10 protein-coding genes and 1 pseudogene are annotated in these 18,764 nt (G+C 75.0%); 4 read left to right on the plus strand and 7 right to left on the minus strand.

What is annotated here, in order from left to right; genetic code table 11:
• Positions 1 to 156: 156 nt before the first annotated feature.
• Complete coding sequence (locus ABT014_RS24885) at positions 157 to 750, plus strand: TetR/AcrR family transcriptional regulator (protein WP_350641333.1); 594 nt, start codon at positions 157 to 159, stop codon at positions 748 to 750.
• 28 nt (positions 751 to 778) lie between these two features.
• On the opposite strand, the gene ABT014_RS24890 is transcribed toward ABT014_RS24885, so the two are convergent.
• Positions 779 to 1,324 (minus strand): nuclear transport factor 2 family protein, encoded by a 546-nt coding sequence (locus ABT014_RS24890; RefSeq protein ID WP_350641334.1) that lies wholly within the window; start codon positions 1,322 to 1,324, stop codon positions 779 to 781.
• 68 nt (positions 1,325 to 1,392) lie between these two features.
• Positions 1,393 to 2,424: a medium chain dehydrogenase/reductase family protein gene (locus tag ABT014_RS24895; RefSeq protein ID WP_350641335.1), complete on the minus strand. Its 1,032-nt coding sequence runs from the start codon at positions 2,422 to 2,424 to the stop codon at positions 1,393 to 1,395.
• A gap of 131 nt (positions 2,425 to 2,555) precedes the next feature.
• On the opposite strand from ABT014_RS24895, the gene ABT014_RS24900 reads away from it, so the two are divergent.
• Positions 2,556 to 3,227: a TetR/AcrR family transcriptional regulator gene (locus ABT014_RS24900; RefSeq protein WP_350641336.1), complete on the plus strand. Its 672-nt coding sequence runs from the start codon at positions 2,556 to 2,558 to the stop codon at positions 3,225 to 3,227.
• Between the two features lie 31 nt (positions 3,228 to 3,258).
• On the opposite strand, the gene ABT014_RS24905 is transcribed toward ABT014_RS24900, so the two are convergent.
• The 3 genes from ABT014_RS24905 to ABT014_RS24915 all read right to left on the minus strand — a co-directional run bounded on the left by ABT014_RS24905 (position 3,259) and on the right by ABT014_RS24915 (position 14,400).
• Complete coding sequence (locus tag ABT014_RS24905) at positions 3,259 to 3,870, minus strand: TetR/AcrR family transcriptional regulator (RefSeq protein ID WP_350641337.1); 612 nt, start codon at positions 3,868 to 3,870, stop codon at positions 3,259 to 3,261.
• Between the two features lie 122 nt (positions 3,871 to 3,992).
• Positions 3,993 to 13,463 carry a WXG100-like domain-containing protein gene (locus tag ABT014_RS24910; protein WP_350641338.1) on the minus strand — a complete coding sequence of 3,157 codons (9,471 nt, stop codon included), beginning with the start codon at positions 13,461 to 13,463 and terminating at the stop codon, positions 3,993 to 3,995.
• 4 nt (positions 13,464 to 13,467) lie between these two features.
• Complete coding sequence (locus ABT014_RS24915) at positions 13,468 to 14,400, minus strand: WXG100 family type VII secretion target (RefSeq protein WP_350641339.1); 933 nt, start codon at positions 14,398 to 14,400, stop codon at positions 13,468 to 13,470.
• Between the two features lie 495 nt (positions 14,401 to 14,895).
• Here ABT014_RS24915 and ABT014_RS24920 point away from each other — a divergent pair, with 495 nt between their 5' ends.
• Positions 14,896 to 15,144 (plus strand): DUF6225 family protein, encoded by a 249-nt coding sequence (locus ABT014_RS24920; protein WP_350641340.1) that lies wholly within the window; start codon positions 14,896 to 14,898, stop codon positions 15,142 to 15,144.
• 29 nt (positions 15,145 to 15,173) lie between these two features.
• On the opposite strand, the pseudogene ABT014_RS24925 reads toward ABT014_RS24920, so the two are convergent.
• Both ABT014_RS24925 and ABT014_RS24930 read right to left on the minus strand, forming a co-directional pair.
• Positions 15,174 to 15,268 (minus strand): annotated as a pseudogene (locus tag ABT014_RS24925).
• 134 nt (positions 15,269 to 15,402) lie between these two features.
• The gene (locus ABT014_RS24930; protein WP_350641341.1) at positions 15,403 to 15,897 is read right to left on the minus strand and encodes a cupin domain-containing protein; all 495 of its coding nucleotides are present in this window, start codon (positions 15,895 to 15,897) and stop codon (positions 15,403 to 15,405) included.
• Between the two features lie 321 nt (positions 15,898 to 16,218).
• Here ABT014_RS24930 and ABT014_RS24935 point away from each other — a divergent pair, with 321 nt between their 5' ends.
• On the plus strand, positions 16,219 to 18,756 hold the full coding sequence (locus ABT014_RS24935) for a helix-turn-helix transcriptional regulator (protein WP_350641342.1): 2,538 nt from the start codon (positions 16,219 to 16,221) through the stop codon (positions 18,754 to 18,756).
• Positions 18,757 to 18,764 lie beyond the last annotated feature (8 nt).

Below are 18,764 nucleotides of genomic sequence, written 5' to 3' on the forward strand. Positions count from 1 at the left end.
GCAGGGTCTCGTACCAGAACTGGATGTTGTTCGGGAACAGCAGCGGCTTCATCGCGGTACTCTCCTCAGACACGGTAAGCACTGATCTGTGCTTGCGAGGAAGACTGTAGACCCACCGAACCCCAATAAGCAAACATCTGTGCTTACGATGGTGGAATGAACCCGACCCCACGGACCGAACGTGTCCGCAAGAGCCCCGAGCAGGTCCGCACGGCCGTCCATCAGGCGGTCCTCGACCTGATGGCCGCCCCCGACGGCGCGGAACCCACCATCCCCGCGATCGCCCAGAGAGCAGGCGTCAACCACACCAGCATCTACCGGCGTTGGGGCAGCCGGGAGGCGCTCCTCGCCGACGTGGTCACCACCCACCTGGAGCGAACCGCACCCCTGAGCGACACCGGCAGCCTGCGCGGCGACCTCACCGCCTGGGCGCGGGCCGGGGTCGACGGCATCCGTAGACCCGAGGGCCGCGTCCTGGTCCGGGCCGTGGCACTGTCCATGCCGAGCGGCGCCGACACCTGGACCGAGCGTGCTCGGCACTTCGGGCGCCGGATGCGCTCGATCGAGAGCATCCGCGAACGCGCCACCGCCCGCGGTGAGCACCCACCGTCGCTGGAGGACATCCTCGACCAGATCGTCGCGCCGTTCCACGTACGGGCGGCCTTCGGCATCGAACCTCCGGACACCGGCTACCCGGAGCTCCTCGTGTCGCGACTGCTCGGCACCCCCGACACCCCGGAGGCCGGCTGACGGCGACAGCTTGCACGCCGCCACACCGTCAGTGGGTGGGCGGCGTCCAGTCGGCGGGCAGGCCGGACTGGGCGAGGACGGAGGTGAGGCTGTAGTAGTCCTGGTCGGCGGCGATCAGGTGGTGCTCGCCTAGGTCGAGGAGGGTGGCCATCGGCACGGCGAACGGCTCCGGCGCGCCCTTGAGATGGCCGGCGTAGAGCGCTTCGACGGTGAGGTGGGAGCCGTCCTGGTGGACGGCCTCCACGGTGACGTGGACGTTCTCGATCAGGCTGTCGGTGCGGGCCTTCCAACCCGCGATCTCCTGCCGGCCGTGGAAGGTGACGCCCAGCCCCTGGTCGGTGTAGGTGCTGTCCGCGGTGAACAGGGCGCCGAGCGCCTGGGGGTCGGTACCGTTCCAGGCGCCCGCCCACGCGGTGACGACCTTCGGCAGGCACGGGCCGGCAGGCCGCTCGGCGGGCTGCGCGGCCGCCGCGGTGGTGCCGAGGACGGCGCACAGCGCCGTGGCGCCGAGCAGTGCGGCGGTCAGGGTGCGGCGCGTGGCGCGGCGCGCGGTGGGGTTCGTGGCGGAGTTCATGGTGGGGCTCCTTCGGGTGCGGGTTTCGGACGGGCGGTGGGGGCCGGCGGGAGGACGGGGCGGACCCGTCAGGCGGTCAGGACGACCTTGCCGGAGACGGTGCCCGACTCGGCCAGGCGCAGTGCCTCGGCGGCTTCGGTGAGCGGCAGTTGGACCGCGATGCGGGCGGTGACCTCGCCGCGGCGGACGGCGCCGAAGACCTCGGTCAGGTCGGCGCGCAGGCGGGCCCGGAACCGGTCGCTGCTCAGCGACCGGCCCGCCCAGATGTTGTAGAAGTGGGCGCGGCGCCCGTTGGGCAGGGCGGTCCAGAGCCAGGTACGGGCGAGGATCTTCAGGACGGGCCACTGCTTGGAGCCGGAGTCGTCGCGGGTGGAGGCGCTGCCGTAGGAGACGAGCGTGCCGCCGGGGGCGAGCAACCGCCAGGAGTCGACGACGCTCCGGCCGCCGACGTGGTCGAAGACGGCGTCCACCCCGCCGGGGGCCAGCTCGCGGACCTGGGCGGGCACGTCGCCGGCGCGGTAGTCGACCGGCCGGACGCCCAGGGCCCGCAGCGCGTCGTGGTGCCGGGCCGAGGCCGTACCGATCACCTGCACGCCCGCCAGGCGGGCGAGCTGGACCAGCACCGAGCCGACGCCGCCGCCGGCCCCGTGCACCAGGACGGTCTGCCCGGCGCGCACCCGGGCCGTGCGGTGCAGCATCTGCCAGGCGGTGATGCCGTTGACCACGACGGTCTCGGCCTCCGCCGCCGTGAGGCCGTCCGGAACCGGGACTGCGTCGGCGGCGTCGAGCAGCACGTGGCTGGCCCAGCCGCCGGTCTTGACCAGCGCCGCCACCCGGACGCCGACCAGGCCCGGGTCGACGCCCTCGCCGGTGGCCAGCACCCGGCCCACCAGGTCGTAGCCCGGCACGAACGGGAACGGCGGCTGGTCGTAGTACCGGCCGCGGCGCATCTGCTGCTCGGCGAACGAGACGCCGGTCGCCTCCATGGCGACCACGATCTGCCCGCGGGCCGGCTGCGGCACGGCGCTCTCGCGGATCTCCAGGCCCTCCGGCGCCACGATGCCCGGCAGGACGACCTCGATGCGACGTTCGGTGGTCATGGCCACCTCTCCCTCCGTAGATGTTTTCGCGTTCGTTAGAAGTTATAACTCCCTCGGATCGTGAGTGTCAAGAGCGACAGTGATAGCCTCTAACCGAAGCTTCGGGTGGACGGTGGAGAGGGAGACGGACCATGGGCGAGCCGGGTACGAGGACACCGCGCGAGCGCTACCGGGCGCAGGTGCAGGAGGAGATCAAGCAGCACGCCTGGGGGCAGATCGCCACGGCCGGGGCCTCCGCGCTCTCGCTCAACGCCATCGCCAAGCAGATGGGCATGAGCGGGCCCGCCCTCTACCGGTACTTCACCAACCGCGACGAGCTGATCACCGAGCTCGTCAAGGACGCCTACCGCAGCCTGGCGGACACCTTCGCCGCCCGCACCGCCGCCGGCACCGACCTCGACGGCCTGGCACAGGCGCTCCGCCGGTGGGCCCTGGACGACCCCCAGCGGTACTTCCTCGTCTACGGCACCCCCGTGCCCGGCTACGAGGCGCCCGACGACACCACGCGGATCACCACCGAGATCCTGGGCCACCTGCTGGAGGCGTGCGCCGCCGCCGGGCCGCGCGGTCCGGTCGGCTGGCACGGTGACGGCGCAGGGGACGGCCCGGCCTGGCACGGCGACCGGGCCGGGGAGGATCCGACCCGGCCACCGTCACCGGAGCTCCGCCTGGCCCTGGCGTTCTGGACCCGCCTGCACGGCGTGCTCTCGCTCGAACTGGCCGGGCACTTCACCGGCATGGCGTTCGACCCCGCCGAGCTCTATGCCGACGAGGTCCGATCGCTCACCGCCGCGGGCCACTGAGTCCTCGCGGCGGCCCTGCGGGGTACGACGATCAGGCGGCGCCCGGGGTGGTCCCGGCGTCCAGGGCGGTCGGCGCACCGAGCAGCCGGGAGACGAGGAGTTCCGGGTAGCCGGCGGCCGGCGGGTCGATGCCGAAGATCACCCGGACGTAGAACGGCGCGATCAGCTGGTCGAGGATGTCCTCCAGGGACGGCGGGTCCTCCCCGCGGGCGACGGCGCGTTCGCGGATGCTCTCGATCGAGCGCATCCGGCGCATGAAGTGCTCGGCGCGCTCGGCCTGCGTGTCGGCGGTGCTCGGCATGGACAGCGCCACGGCCCGGATCAGGACGCGGCCCTCGGACGTGCGGATGCTGTCCACGCTGGCCTGGGCCCAGGCGGTGAGGTCGCCGCGCAGGCTGCCGGTGTCCACCAGCGGCGAACTCCGCTCCAGGCGGGTGGTGACCACGTCCGCGAGGAGCGCCTCCCGGCTGCCCCAACGCCGGTAGATGCTGGTGTGGTTGACCCCGGCGCGCTGCGCGATCGCGGGGATGGTGGGCTCCGCGCCGTCGGGGGCGGCCAGCAGGTCGAGGACCGCCTGGTGGACGGCCGCACGGACCTGCTCGGGGCTCTTGCGGATTCGCTCGGTCGGTTGCTTCGAAGTCACCCCCCATCGTAAGCACAGATGTTTGCCGGGTGGTCCGCGGACGCCCACCGGGCGCCCGGAACCACCCGGCGAAGGTCACCGGCCCCCGGCCGACGGGACCGGGGCCTCCCCCGCGAGGGGGCTCACGCCGGTACCGCGGGCGCGGCGGGCTCCGCAGGCGCCGGGGCCCGCCCCGCGGCGAACGCGCTCGCCGCCGCGACGCTCGCCGCGGCGGCCGTCCGGACCTGCTCGTCCGGCTGCTGCTCCTCCGTCGGCCGTCGGTGCCGGACCGTCAGTTCGCGGCTGCCCTCGGGGCGGGCGGTGACCCGGAAGTCCCAGTCGTGACCGCTCTCGGGTGCACCGGCCAGCCGGACGCTCACCTCGCTCGGCCGGGTCCCCGGCTTGAGGTAGGTGGCCTGCTCGATCGTCCGGATCTGCTCCTCAGGGTCGCCCTTCACCTCGAACTCCCGGCGCAGCGGCAGGTCCGCGCCCTCCCCCGAGACGGTGAGGTGGAGCGTCCCGACCTCCGGCAGCCCCTGCTGGAGCAGCGGGCGCGCCGCGGCCGCGGCCGACGCCATCGCGGCGGTGACGAGCTCGTTGGCCGGGCCGTGGTCGGTCCACTGCTCGCGGTGGACGTCGTACGGCTCGTACGCGGGCCAGTCGTCCTTCGCCCCGGCGGCGAGGTCGTCGAGGACGACCGGGCCGTCGGCGGATTTCCGCTCCACGTAGTCGATCACCTTGCGCACCTCCTCGCCCTTGAGCGCCGTGCCGTCCGGCCTGCCGAGCAGGTCGCCCAGCAGGGCGGAGGTGGCGGCCGAGGATCCGCCGGCGAGCTCGACCAGCCGGTGGGTCGCCCGGATGTGGGCGGCGCCGGCCTCGGTGCCGGCGGTGAACTCCCCGCCGAAGGCCGCCCGCCCGACGCGGGCGGTGCCCATCAGCTGCTCGCGTTCGGCGGGCGTGGCGGTGGCGTGGTCGAACGGCCGGTCGCCCCCGCCCGTCGCCCGGTGCACGTCGTCGAGGAGCCGGACCCCCTCGCCGGACCGGAGCTCGCCGCCGTGGTGGTCCTCGGTGAAGGCGAGGTAGTGGTCGCCCGGCAGGTCCGTCGCGGTGGTCTCCGACAGCGGGATGTCGACCGTGAAGGGCACGACGCCCTTCTCCTTGACCGGATTGCGGTTCCCGTCGAAGAACGTCACCTCCACCTCGGCGGCACCGGCGTAACGGGCCATCGGGGCGGCGAACTTGCCGTTGGAGACGGTCTGCCCGGAGTCGCTGTGGGTGCCGCCCTCGCGCCACAGCCGCTGCGCCCCGCCGGTGATCGCCGGGCTGTTGGTGACGTCCCCGGTGATCTTGGCGCCGACCTGGCCCTGCGCGCCGGCGTTCTTCGCCGACAGGTCGGACCGGGCGGTGCCGGAGGAGGTGGCGTTGGCCGGGCTCAGTTCGACGGCGGTGTCGGTGTCCCGGTGCTCGAGCGAGACGATCTTGACCCCCACCTCCACGCCCTTGCCGCCGCCGAGCGTGATCCGCTTGGTGGGGACGGTCGCCGCCACCCCGGCGCCCTGGCTCGCGGTGCCGAACAGCGCCGAGAGGTGGCTGTGCGAGGTGACGGTCCCGACCACGGGCTCCATGTCCTGCCAGCTCGACCGGCCGAAGAACTCCGGACCGCGCAGCCGCACCAGGTCCTGGACACCGCCGACGTCGCCGAGCCAGCGCAGCACGTCGGTGTCGCGCAGCCCGGTCTCCCAGACCCGCTCCGGGGGGATCCGGACGCCGACCTGCTCGGGCGCCCCGACCGGGAGCGTCCGCGGCGGCCGTTCGGCGGCCGGCGCGCCCTCGGAGGGCTTCGGGGGGACCGGCAGGGTCTCGCCCGATTCCACGATGGTCTCGAACCCGATCGCCGCGGTGCGCCGCTGGTGGACGGAGGCGCCCACCCACGGCCGGCGGGTGATCGTGAACTGGAGTTCCGCCTCGCCGCGGTAGGCACTGCCGGGCAGCTTGGCCTTGGTCGCCGAGCCGGCCGCGGTGCTGCTGTTCCGCACGTCGGCGTGGTCCTTGCCCCCGCCCCCGGTCCCGGTCACACCCGCGGTCACCGAGACGGGCGCGCCCGGCACCGGGACGGCGGCGGTCGCGCCGAGGATGCCCTGGTGGCCGTGGCCGGTGCCGGAGGCGTCCGCGAACGAGCGCTGGACGTCGGTGCCGGTATTGAACTCGGTGGTGCCGGAGTCGCCCAGGTGCTCCATCCGGTCCCGCAGCACCGCGCCGACCCGGACGGTGGTGCGCCCGTGCCGCACCACGATCTCGTCCCGGGCCGTCATGCCCTTCAGCCTGGACTGGAGCCGGTCGGGGGTGAGCTCCTCGTCCAGCTTGCTGCGGATGCCCTCCCAGTCGCTGCCGAACGGATTGCGCTCCAGCGGGGGCCGCCCGTCCGGTGTTCCGGTGCCGGGGCGCCGGCTGCCGGGCTTCCAACCGGACTCAACCTGGGAGAGGATCGACTCGCCCAGGGTCCGCCGGGGGCCCGCCGCCGGGCCGGCCGCGCCGTGCGCGCTCCCGTGTGCCGTTCCGGGCGCCGTGCCGGGCGCCGCTCCGTGGGCCGTGCCCGGCAGCGCATGGACGTCGGTGACGATCGCCGAGGAGTCCAGCCGCCGCCCCTCCACGAAGCCCTTCGGCTGCTTCTCCGTGGTCCGCTCGACCGGCCCGGACATCGGGTCGGCGTCGCGCATCGGGACGGCCACCCGCGCCACGGTGTCGACCTGCTGGGTGTGCGAGCCGTCCGCCACGTTCAGCCGCTTGAAGGTGACCTTGACGTCGTAGGCCGCGTTGACGTCGAAGAACACGGCCGGCTCGACGTGCTTGCCCCGGTTGGAGGTCGAGCCGACGGTCTCCGCGCCCTGCCCGTAGGTGCGGTCCGCGCGGTAGGTGTAGCCGCCCGCGACGTCCACGAACGGCGCCTTCATCCTGAGCTGGCCGCCGCCGTCCAGCCGGTTGCGGACGTCGCGCACGTTGCCCTGGCCGCGCGAGGTGCGGGTGCCGGACTCGAACTCGTACTTGTCCGCGGTGGAGTGGTAGGTGGCCTCCTCGAGCCTGGCCGTGACGGTGACCTCGGCCTTCCAGGTCGTGCCGGAGACGGTCTCGGTGATCTTCCCGCCCCGGGTGAGCTGGGACAGCTGCGTCTTGAGCGCGACCCGGTCGAAGGTGGCGCCGATCCGCTGCTTCACCTCCTCCGACGGCTCGCCGTACTTGGACCGGACCGCGTCCTCCACCACGGAGCGCACCTTGTCGGCGCCGCCCAGGCTGTGCACCACGTACGAGGCGTTCAGCTCGTGCTGCTCGCGCATCCGGCGCGGCGCGGTGTGGGTCGCCTCCGGGCGGGGAAGCTCGACCGCGTCGCGGCCGGGAGGACCGAACCGGTCGAGCTCCACGGCGTCGCGGCCCTCCCCGGCGGGCCGCTCGTCGCGGGCGGGCTCGGTGCCGTCGGCGGGCCTGCCGCCCTCGGCGGGCTCGGTCGGCCGCTTGAAGGCGATCGCGCCGTCCTCGCCGCGGGGCACCTCGACCTTGACGGTGTCCCGGGCGTCCATGCCCACCTCGATGCGCAGCGGCGCCGCCACCTCGGAGCCGGCGGCGGGCTTCTCCCCGGGCCGGCCGAAGTGCACGTCCACGGCCAGCTCGGCGCCGTAGATGACCTGCGGTGCGCTGTACTTGCCGTTGGCGTACACCCGGTCGGCCTGACGGCCCTGGCCACCGGCGCGCTCGCGCTGCTGGCCGGACCCGGTGGCGAGCAGGTCGGCGCCGGGCGCGCCCTTGGCGACGGAGCCGCCGAGCTGACCGTTGCCGGCGACGGTGCGGGCGAGCAGTTGGCGGTCCACGCTGAACGCGCTCGTCTCGTTGACCGTGTTGAGCTCGGCCTTGCCGTCCTCGCGGCGGTAGGTCATCGACTCGACCCGGGCGGTCGCGGTGACCACCAGGCTCTCCTTGCCGGGGATCTTCACCTCGAGCGCCTCGCCGCGGGTCATCCCGGTCAGCTTGGCCGCCAGGTTCGGCTGGCTGAACCCGCGCAGGACCTGGTCCCGGATGCCGTCCCAGTCGTTGCCGAAGCGCTCGCGACCCTTGGCGTCCACGGCCGCCCGCAGCGCGGCGGTGCTCTCCAGGTCGCGCACCACGACGGTCTCGCCGAGGCCGCCGCGGTCGTCGCCGCCGTGCCAGACCGAGTCGGGCGGGCTGGTGACCTCGTGGGTCGGCGGCACGGCGCTCTTGTCGTCGGTCCTGCCGGTCTCGTCGGTCCTGCCGGTCTCGGGCGTCTTGCCGGTTTCGTCGACCTTGCCGGTCTCGGGGGCGTGGGACTTCTGGGCCTCGGGCGCGGTGGCGTCGTGCTCGGTGGGCTCCGGCTTGGCCGGCTCGGGGGTCGTGGTGTCCGCGCGGTCGACCAGCAGACGGACGTCCGCGGTGCCGGCCTCGTGCGTGTCGGCCTTCCCGTTGAACGACATCTCGAAGTGCACGGGCCCCTCGTACCGGACGCCGGGCACCTTGGACTTGCTGGTCAACTGGGCGACCCGGCTGTCGCCCGCAATCTCGATCCGGTCCCGGCCGAGCCGTCCGGCGCCGCCGACACCCAGAAGTGCGGATCCCGGCTTCAGGGCGGTCGCCAGCCCGAACTGCCCGGCGTTCCCGCGGGTGGTCGCGGTGCTGCGCACCTGCTGGACGGTGGTGCCGATGTTGAACTCGGTCTCCTTGGTGGTCCCGGTCTGGTGGAGGTCGCCGACCCGCGCGCTGATCTCGACCGTGCCGAGCGTCCGTCCGCGCCGATCGGTGAGCGCGACCGTGACCGGTTCGCCGGCCGTCATGCTCTTCAGGTCCCGCTGGAGCCGGGCGAAGTCGACCTCGGCGAGGACCTTGTCGCGCAGCGCGGGCCAGTCCTTGCCGAACTCCTGCCGGGCCGCCCGGTCCACCTGGTCGAGCAGCGCCTCCACCGGCCGGTTGCCCTCGGTCCCGCCGTGCGGCGACAGGTCGAGCACGATCTCCTGGCCGCCCACCCGGCCGTCCAGCAGGCGCTGCGGGGGCGTCCGCAGCTCGCCGACCGACCCGTCAGCGGGTCGCGACGGGACCGCGACGGTCAGGCCGAGGTCCACCGCCTCGGTGTGCCCACCGGCGCCGGTGCGCACCGGGACGCCGTCGTGGCGCAGGCCGTCGAAGTCGAGCTCCAGCCGCATCGTGGAGCCGAACACGTCGGCGGGCTCGGCGGTCTTCGACCGGGCCACCATGCCGCCGAGGTCGAGGTTGACCTCGCCCTGGCCGCGGTCGTGGAAGTAGCCGGCGAGCTCCGCCGGCTCCGCGATGCCGCGCCCCTGCCGGGCCTGGACGCCGATGTTGTACTGCCACTGGGAGTCGCGGCTGGTCCCCAGCGCCACCGTCCGGTCGGCGCCGTTCTCGAACTCGATCTTCTCGGTGCGCAGGTGCGTCGACTCCGTGACCTCGCCGCGCAGCTTGACGGCGCCGCTCCAGCCGTTGCCCTCGAAGGGCGCGGTCCAGACCTCGCCTCGGGAGAGCGCGCTGAGCATCGGGCGCAGTGTCGCCGGGCCGAAGTACGCCTCGGCGAAGGCGCGGGCTGCGGCCCGGTCCCCCGGCACGGCCCGTTCGAGGACGGCGACGACCTTGTCCCGGACGGCCGCCTCGTTGCTGGTCAGCCCGACGACCAGGTCACTGCCCGCGATCGGCCGGGGGCCGGCGTCGTGGTGCGACGACTCGGGTCGGGGTTCGGGTCGAGGCTCGGGGTCCACGGGCGGGTGCGGCTGCGGCTCGGCCTCGGCAGGGGTTTCCGGCTTGGTCTCGGCGGGGGTGTGCGATTCCGCGTCGGCCGGCGGGTGCGACGGCTCGGGCTCGGGCTTCTCGTCGTCCTTCGGCGGGACGGGCGGCTTCGAGTCGTTCGGCGCAGGGTCCTTCGGCGGCACGGGGGGCTTCGAGTCGTTCGAGGCAGAGTCCTTCGGCGGGACGGGAGGCCTCGGGTCGTTCGAGGCAGGGTCCTTGACCGCCGCAGGCTTCTCCTCCGCCTTCGGCGGGACGGGAGGCCTGGTGCCCTCCTGAGTGGCGGCCGGAGGGTGCATCTCCGCCGCCGGGGACGCCACCGGCTCGCTGCCGTCGTAGTGGTTGCGCTGGTGGTACACCGTCACCGGGCGCCCGTCCGGCGGCCCGAACACGGCCAGCGGGGTCTGGTCGTGGCCGACCACCCGCAGCCGCAGGCCCAGCGCGTGGGCGGCCGCTGCCGGCAGCATCTCGCCCTCGTTGGTCGGCCAGCGGTTCTCCCAGTCGCGGACGGTCCGGAGCAGCGCCTCCCGTTCGCGGGCGGAGGGCGGCGGGGCGTTCTGGGTGAGGTGCTCGCCGACGATCTCCCGCAGCTGGGCGCGCGGCAGGCCCGCGTACCCGTCCCGGACGTCGGCCGGGAGGTGGTCGAGCAGTTCGCGCGTGCTCTGGTCGGTCCGGGCGAGCAGGTGGCCGCGGTAGTTGGACACGATCTCGGTCGGCCAGCGCTCCGGGGGCAGGTCGCGGAAGTGGGCCTCGACCGCGGTCTGCAGCTGCCGGACTCCCCCGCCGGGCCGCGACGTTCCCGGCCCCAGCAGGTCGGGCGCGCTCGTCTCCAGCGAGCGGAGCAGGCACAGGCCGTCCTCCGCCACCGCGACCCGCTTGCCGGGCGGCGGGAAGTCGACCTCGGTCTCGGCCCGACGGGCCGGCGACGGGAGGCTCTCGTGCTGCTCGGGGGTGGTCGACCGCCCGGTCCGGTTCTCCACCTGAGGGGTGGGGCGCGGACCCGTGTCGGTGCTGCCGTCGTTCCGGTGCGTGGTGCCGTCCCCGGCCGGGGCCTTGCTGTCGCCGGGAGCCGGCGGTGGCGGGGGCACCTGCGAAGGGTCCGTCGCGCGCCGGACGGGGCCGGTCTGCCCGCCGTGCTCCCGGCCGACCGGTGGGGGCGGCGGGGTGGTCGGCGGCCGGTGGGTGTCGCCGGCGCGTCCGGCGCCCGGGCGGATGGTGCCGCCGGGGCCGGCGGACGTGCCGGGCCGGGTGCGTGGCGGCTCGGGCGCGGTCGGTGTGGACGATGAGGTGGAGGTGGGCCGGCTGCCGCCGCCCTGGTGGCCGCCGGTGCCACTGCCCGCGACCGGGCCGGGCACGAACCCGTTGCCCATCGGCAGGGTGGCGGCCGGGTTCTGGGTGGCGGCCGCGGGGGACGCCTCGGGCGTGACCTGGACGGGCGGCACCTGCTCGGCGTCGCTCCGACTGTGCGGCTGGCCACCGGAGATCCGGGTACCGCCGTCGAGATTGGTACTGCCCCCGGCCCCGGCCAGGTGGGAAGCGCTGCCGAGCACCCCGGACAGGTTCGGCACCGCGCCGGTGCCACCCTGCCGGGGCGTAACCGTGGACTCGGCGGTGGACTCGTGCGGCGTGGGAGCAGCGTGCCCGGCGGTGGAGCCGGCTGCCGCGGGCTGCTCGTGAACGGGGGTCACCGGCCGGGACCCGGCGGCCTCGACGGGCTGGGCCTCCCGTGGTGCGCTCTCGTGGTGGCCGCTCGCCGGGGTCGGCTGCGGCGTGGCCGGCTCCTGCCGGACGGTGGGCTCGGGCGCGGGCCGGTCGTGGCCGGAGGCCGTGTCCTGTCCGCTGTGCTGCTGCGCCACCGGCTCGGTCGGCTGGTGCGCGCCCGGCTCCTGCCGGGGGGCCGGTTCGTGCGACGCCACCGCCGCGGTGTCCGAGCGGGTCGCCCCCGGTTCCTGCGCGAGCGGCTGGTCCTGCCGGACCTGCTGCTGGGTGGGGGGCTCCGGACGTACTACCGGCTCGCCCGCACCCCGCTCGGTGACGGGCTCGTGCACGGCCTGCTCCTGCCGGACCTGCGGGGCCACCGCCTCGTGCGCGGGGTGCTCCTGCCGAACCTGCGAAGCCGCCTCCTGCCCGACCTGCTGCGCCACCGGGGCGGCGTCCGGGCGGGTCGCCACCGGCTCCTGCGCACCCCGCTCGGTGACCGGCTCGTGCACGGCCTGCTCCTGCCGGACCTGCGGGGTCACCGCCTCGTGCACGGCCTGCTCCTGCCGGGGCGAGGCCTCCGGCCCGACCTGCTGCGCCACCGGCTCCTGGGCGCTCGGTGCGGTACGGGACGCGGGCTCGTGCGACACCACCGGAGCAGCCGCGTCCGGGCGGGTCGCCGCCGTGTTGTGGGCCGGGGCCGCGGTCTCCTGCCGCGTTGCCTGGCTGGGCGCGGCCGTGGTCTCGTTGCCGGCCGGGTGCTGCGTCGGCGGGTCGAACGAGCGCGCGGTGGCGCCCGAACTGCCGCCCGTCGCCTCGTGGGTGGTGGCCGGCGCAGGGTGGCTGCTGCCGCCCGTCGTACCCGCCGAGGGCGGCGCCTCGCCGGCTCGTTCCGAGCCGAACGGCGTCAACCCGTTCACCCGCGACCCGTCCGAGCCCGACGTGGTGGCCGCGTTCGACGGCGAACCCGCCGCGGTGTCCGTCCCGGTGGGCGCGCCCAGGCTCCGGGACGATCCCGTGCCCGCCCCGCCGGAGGTCCCGCCGCCCTCCGCGCCGGAGCCGGTGCCGGAGCGGGCGGCGGAATCGCCACCGGAGCCGCCGGTCGGGCCCTGGTAGGCCGCGCTGCCCGAGGAGGTGCCGGACCTCGAGAAGGTCGGCGGGCCGTCCTCGCCGAGGCCGCGCGATCCGGCGCCCGCGCCGTCCAGGTGCGGCAGGTCGGCGGCCTTGGGGGCGTTGGCGCGGCCCTTGATCGCGGACGCGCCGGCGTGCAGCCCGGCTCCCGCGCCGCCGGAGAGGCCAGAGCCGAGCAGGGACTCGCTGTCGACCTTGCCGGTGGTGATGAGCTGGGTGGAGACGTCCGCGCCGACCCCGACGGCCGCGCCGGTGGCCATCTTCCCGGCCGTGGAGTTCAGAGCGGTCTCGGCGCCGAGCTTCTTGCCCGCGGCGCCGATGCCCTTGCCGATCAGGTGGGCGGAGGCCCCGCCGACCGCGCCGCCGAGCGCGTTCTGACCGACCTCCTTCATGTCGATGCTCTTGCGGTGGCCCTCGGCGAGTTCGATGCCCTGGGCGAGCAGGTTGATCGCGGCCATCTGGGCGGCCTGCTTGGCCGCCATCGTGATCATTTCCTTGAGCAGGGTCTTCAGGAGGGTGGAGACCACCGTCCGGCTGACCCCGATCGCCACCGGCACCTGGAGCAGCGAGGCGCCCGCGGTGAACGGGGCCTCGGCCTCGGCGGTGGCTATCTCGAACGCGAGGATGCCGAGCTGCGCGATGATCTGGATCTTCGCGGTCTCGGCGGAGTTGGCCATCTGCTCCAGCATGTCGCCCATGCCGTCGAGCGCATTGACCGCACCCGGCAGGTAGCCGGGGTCCTCCTGGGTGCCCTTACCGGTGGCGAACTTGGCCCAGTACGTGTTCAACGCCTCGGCCGCGACGCCCTGTTGTCCGTCGAGTGCCCGCTTGACCGCGGCGTCGGAGCTCTGTGCGGCGTCCTTGAGGCCCTCGGCCGCCTTGCGGCAGTGGTCGGCCATGTCGCGGAGCTGGTCCTCGTCCGCCTCCGGCCAGCGGCAACCCGCGAGCAGCAGCAGCACCCACTGGAGGGGCTCGGGGAGTTCGACAGCCATCGGGTCAGTGCCTTCCGCTCTGGACGATCCGCGGGGTCACCGGGATGTGTACGGGGTTGTTCACCGGCGCGCTGGGCAGCGACGGCGCCTCGGGGATCGGGTTCGCGCCGGTGTCCATGCCGTTGAACGCGTCGGCGATCGCCTCGTCCGCGCCCTCGTAGCCCTCGGCCATCGCCTTCATGCCGTCGGCGATGCCCTTCAGGGCGTCGGGCAGGCCCTTGATGACGTCCAGCGTGTCCTTGCTGTACTTCAGGTAGCCCTTGTCACCCTCGGCGAACTTCTTGCCGGAATCGTCGTTGCCCCACGGGTTCTGTGCCTCCAACGAGGGCAGGAACGCGCTCAGCGAGGTGTAGATCGACCGGACCTGCTCGGACGCGGCGAGCATCGGCGACACCGCGGCCTGGTACTGCTCCGGGTGGACCTGGAACCCCTGCCCCGCGCTGCCCCCGCCACCGGCGGACGTGCCGGTGCGCTTGACCGCGTCGGTCGCGGTGAGGGGCTGTGCCTGCTGGGCCGGCGTCGTGGCCGACATCCGGCGCAGCGGCTCCAGGGGGACGCCGTCCTCGGCGGACCGCGCCGCGATCCCGTCCCGCATCCGCTCGGCGGGCACGCCCTCGGTCCGGGACAGCATCGGCTCCGCGGGCACGCCCTCGGTCCGCGACAGCACCGGCTCCGCGGGCACCGGGTCGAACAGCCGGGCCTGCTGCAGCGGCTCGGCCTGCCGCTCCATGCTCCGCGCCTGCTGCAGCGGCTCGGCGGGCACGCCGTCGGTGGCGACCGTGCCGACCCGGAGCGCGGGAGTGATCTCCTCGGCCGGGAGCAGCCGTTCGACCGGCTGCGCGGGCATCACCCCGTCCGTGGCGAGCCGGACCGGGCGGGCGGGTTCGACCCGGCCGACGGCCTCGGTCCGGGACAGCACCGGCTCGTCGTTGCTCATGGTGTTCCTTCGTCAGTGCGAGTTCGCCGGCGGGTACGGATCGGTCCGCGGCACGGCCGGCACGGCGGCCGGGGGGACGTTGCCGGGAGCCGGGCACCGCATGGCGGCGGCGCGGCCGTCGACCGGCGGTGGACCTGGCCTGACCCGCCGTCGGCTGCGCAACACCGGCGGTCCGGCGGCGCCCTCCCGGCGCAACGGCGGTGCTGTCGACCGGACCTGAGGCGGCTTCGGCCCGAGCCGTAGGTCCCCGTCCGCACCGTTCGCCGGGTCCGCGCGTAGCAGCCGGACGTTCACCGCTTCCCCTACCGTGTGCTTGGCGTGTATCCAACGAGGGACGCTAGCCCGGCAACATGACCACGACATGACCAGCAGGAGACCGTTCGCCGATCAAGCCCGTGGTCGGTCGGGGCGGCGGGGGCAGTGCGTGGCCCACGCCGGGGGCGGGTCGCCTACAGTTTCCCGACGACCTCGCCCCACGATCGACAAGGACCGGACATGCACTCAGGCGGAGTTCCCTCCTTCGAAGGAGAGGCCTGGACCGTCGGCCGGCTCCGGCAGGCGCTCGCCGGGATTCCCGACGCGACGCCGCTGGTCCTCCTCGCGGAGTACGAGCCGGGCGAGGCCGAGGAGTACGTCGCCGTGGACGGCAGCCTGCTGGACGAGGCGGTCGCCGCAGGCATCGCGCCGCAGGGCGCCGAGTTCACCCTGCTCTGCCGCCTCCGTGACGACGGGACAGCGGACTGACGCGGACCGCAGGGTGCGAGCGGGCTCGGCGGAGAGGGCAGGATTCGAACCTGCGCGGGCCCCGAAGGACCCTGCTCGGCCATTGCTGGCCAGGCACCCGATGAACCGCTCCGGGCACCTCTCCCGACCGGGGACCTTACGATCCGGCCCCCTTGACGCACACTCAGAGTGCCGCACGCCCCTGACCCGACGGTGACGCGATGCTGACCCGGCGCTGACGGCCGGACCGGGCAGCCGGGACAGGGGCGCGCGGCGGCGTCACGCCCGGCCGGCGGCCGGCTCGGTCGCGTAGCGGCTCATCGCCTCGACGTTGGCCTCCGGTGTCAGCGGCCGGCCACCGGCCAGCACCTCCTGGAGGTCGCGGAAGTACTGCACGTACAGGTCGGGGGTGAAGGTGCTGAGCATGACGGCCGGCCGGTCGGTCAGGTTGGCGAAGGTGTGCGGGACACCGGGCGCGACCATCACGAGCGTGCCCGCGGCGGCGTCGTGCTCCTCCTCCCCGACCGTGAACCGGACGGTGCCGGCGAGGATGTAGAAGCCCTCGTCGTGCTGGGCGTGCCGGTGCTGCGGCGGCCCCTGGGTGTGCGGGGCGAGGATCGACTCGGCGATCGCGAGGCGGTGGCCGGTGTGGCTGCCGTCCTCCAGGATGCGCATGCGCGTGGTGCCCAGGACGATCCGCTCGCCCTCGTCGGGGCCCACCACCGAGACGGCGGGGTCGGGGTGCGGTCCGTGGGTCTCTGCTTCTTCGGTCATGCTCACGAGTGCACCGCCGGGGCGACCGCGGTGTCCAAGACCCTTTCGGCGGTGGCGATACCCCGAGGGCATCGTCGCAGTCCGGGAGTGGTCCGGTGCCCCACGCCGCCGACCGCCGGGCCCGCAGCGCCGGACCTCGGCGGAACCACAGCGCAGGGTGTGCGGCACCTTAGCGGCACCTGAATTCGCGGGCCCACGGCCGAGGACGGCCGTAGGTTCGTACTCATCCTCGTCGCCGGTCGCGCCGGGGGGATGCGGGCGGTCTCGGACGCGGTGCCGCCGCCCGCTCCGCACACCGAGGACTGGCGAAAGGACGTGCGGATGCGCGACGGCGTGAACGAGCGACGGCTGCGGAACGTGCTGGGGTCGGTCGCCACGGGTGGCCGCGGGCTGGTGCTGGTCGAGGGCGAGGCCGGCACCGGCCGGACCACCTTCGTGCGCCGGCTGCTCGAACCGCCGAAAACCGCGGCCACCGCCGCCCTGGTGCTGCGGCTCTCCGGCGGCGGCGCCGTGCTCGAACGCAGACCCGGGCGGGCCGCGCCGGTACCCGGGGCCGACCGGCCCGCACTCATCACGGCCGACGGCTTCGGCGCGCTCCTCGCCGACCACCCCACCGGGCTGCTGGTCGTCGAGGACGTCCACCGCGCGGACGCACCCCACCGCCAGGTCCTGCGCCGGCTGCTGGAGCACCCGCCGGCCGGCCTGTGCACCGTCCTCACCTACCGGCCGGAGGAACTCCCCGAACCCGGACTGGCCCTGGGCGCCACCGTGGACTACCCGGCCGACCTGACCGTCGTCCGGGTCCGGCTCGACCCGCTGGACGAGCGCGGGATCCGCCACCTCGCCGAACGGGCCCTCGGCGGCGACTGCCCGCCGGACCTCGCTGCCCGCCTGCACCACTGGTCCGGCGGGGTCGCCCAGGTCGCGGCCGACCTGGTCGCCGACCTCGCTCAGCGGCCCGGCACCACCACCGCCCCCGCTCCCCCGGTCCGCCTCGCCGAACTGGTGCTCGGCCGCACCGCGGCCCTGCCGATCGCCCAGCGCCGCATCGTCTGGGCCGCGTCCGTCCTCGAGGAGCCCACCTGCGCGGCCGAACTCGCCCAGCTCGCCGGACTTCCCCACGCCCTCGGCCGGGCCGCGCTGCTCGCGGCCCTGCGCACCGCCGCGCTGCACCGGTTCGGCCCCGACCGGTACGGCTTCCGGGTGCCGCTGGCCGCCACCGCCGTCCGCGCCGCCGTACCCGTGCCGGCCCGCCAGGATCTGCACCACCGGGCCGCCGAACTGCTGGCCCGCCGGGAGCCGGTGCCATGGGTCCGCCTCGCCGGCCATCACCGCGCGGCCGGGCAGCCGGCCGACCGGCCGGACAGTCCGGCCAGGGCCGCGGAGGAGGCCGCCGGGACCGGTGCGCACCAGATCGCCATCACCCTGGTCGAGGAGGTCCTCGCCGAACCGGGCGTACCCGGGGCGGACCGGGCCCGGTTCGGCGCGATCCTGGCCCGCAGCGCGGTGCCCGGACTCAGTTCGGAACAGACCGCCGCCGTGCTGCGCGAAGTGGTCGCCGACAGCGCGCTGCCCCGGGCCGTCCGCGGCGAGATCCGCCTCAGCCTGGGCCTGCTGCTGCTCGACCAGCTCGACCGGAGCACCGAGGCCGGCGCAGAACTCGCCCTGGCGGTCGACGAGTTGGCGGACCACCCGGCGCTGGCGGCCCGCGCCGTCGCCGCGCTCGCCTCACCCCACCTGCCCGGCCGGTCCGCCGAGGAGAACCGCGCCTGGCTGGACCGGGCCGAGGCCGCCGTCGTCCGGTCCGGCGGCCCCGCCGCCCGGACCGCCGTACTGGCGAGCCGGATCCCGCTGCTGATGTGCGCGGGCGACCCCGGCGTGTGGCAGCTGCTGGCGGACCTCCCCCGCACCAGCGACGACCCGCAGGCCGTCTACGAGTGCGCCCGCGCCTTGTGCAACGCGGCCGACGGCGCGTTCTGGCAGGGCCGCTACGACCGCGTCGCCGACCTGCTCGCCGAAGCCCGGGAGCTGGCCGCGCGCTGCGACGCCCCCCACGTCGAGAAGGTCGTACGACTGGGCTCGGTGGCGCTGGACTGGGTCACCGGCCGCTGGTCCGGACTGCCCGACCGGGTCCGGGCGCTGGTGGCGGACGCCGAGCGGATGCCGTGCATCGTCGACGAGGCCCAGCTGGTGCTGGGCTCCCTCGCCCTCGCCAAGGGCGACCGGGAGCAGTTCGGCGCGTCGTTCACCCGGGACGAGCCGGCGGACCGGGAGATCCCGCACCGCACGGTGTCCGCGGGTGCGCGGATCCGGTTCGCGCTGGCCCGCGCCGAGGTGACCGAGGCGGCCGACGAGGCCGACGAGATCTGGGCCGCGCTGCGCGCCAAGGGCGTCTGGGCCTGGGCCGCCCAGGCCGCGCCGTGGGCGGTGGAGGCGACGATCCGGGCCGGCCACCCGCCCCGGGCCCACACCATGGTGGCCGAGCTCGCGGCCGGGATCGAGGGCCGCGACCTGCCGCTCGCCCACGCGGCCCTCGCGTGGTGCCGCGGCCTGCTCGCCGAGTCCGACGGCGCCCCGGTCACCGCGGCCACCCACTACCGGCAGGCCCGGGCGGCCTACCTCGCCCTGCCCCGCCCCCACGAAGCCGCCCTGATCGCCGAGCAGGCCGCCCGGGCGGCCCTCGCCGCGGACCCCGACTCCTGCGCGGCCATCGCCGAACTCACCGTCGCGCAGGAGGAGTTCGACGGGCTCGGCGCCTCCTGGGACGCTGCCCGGGTCCGCGCCCTGCTGCGCCCTTCGTACGGCGAGCAACTCTCCCCCGGGAGAGCAAGCTCGCCGTACGAAGGGCGACCGGCCTGACGAACCGG

This window comes from Kitasatospora sp. NPDC094015 (assembly GCF_040304075.1).
In the GTDB taxonomy this organism is placed as follows: Bacteria; Actinomycetota; Actinomycetes; order Streptomycetales; family Streptomycetaceae; genus Kitasatospora.

Excerpts from the sequence above, each read along its gene's own strand:
- ABT014_RS24885 (WP_350641333.1), top strand. The coding sequence starts at position 157 with ATGAACCCGACCCCACGGACCGAACGTGTCCGCAAGAGCCCCGAGCAG.
- ABT014_RS24890 (WP_350641334.1), bottom strand. The coding sequence starts at position 1,324 with ATGAACTCCGCCACGAACCCCACCGCGCGCCGCGCCACGCGCCGCACC.
- ABT014_RS24895 (WP_350641335.1), bottom strand. The coding sequence starts at position 2,424 with ATGACCACCGAACGTCGCATCGAGGTCGTCCTGCCGGGCATCGTGGCG.
- ABT014_RS24900 (WP_350641336.1), top strand. The coding sequence starts at position 2,556 with ATGGGCGAGCCGGGTACGAGGACACCGCGCGAGCGCTACCGGGCGCAG.
- ABT014_RS24910 (WP_350641338.1), bottom strand. The coding sequence starts at position 13,463 with ATGGCTGTCGAACTCCCCGAGCCCCTCCAGTGGGTGCTGCTGCTGCTC.
- ABT014_RS24915 (WP_350641339.1), bottom strand. The coding sequence starts at position 14,400 with ATGAGCAACGACGAGCCGGTGCTGTCCCGGACCGAGGCCGTCGGCCGG.
- ABT014_RS24920 (WP_350641340.1), top strand. The coding sequence starts at position 14,896 with ATGCACTCAGGCGGAGTTCCCTCCTTCGAAGGAGAGGCCTGGACCGTC.
- ABT014_RS24930 (WP_350641341.1), bottom strand. The coding sequence starts at position 15,897 with ATGACCGAAGAAGCAGAGACCCACGGACCGCACCCCGACCCCGCCGTC.
- ABT014_RS24935 (WP_350641342.1), top strand. The coding sequence starts at position 16,219 with ATGCGCGACGGCGTGAACGAGCGACGGCTGCGGAACGTGCTGGGGTCG.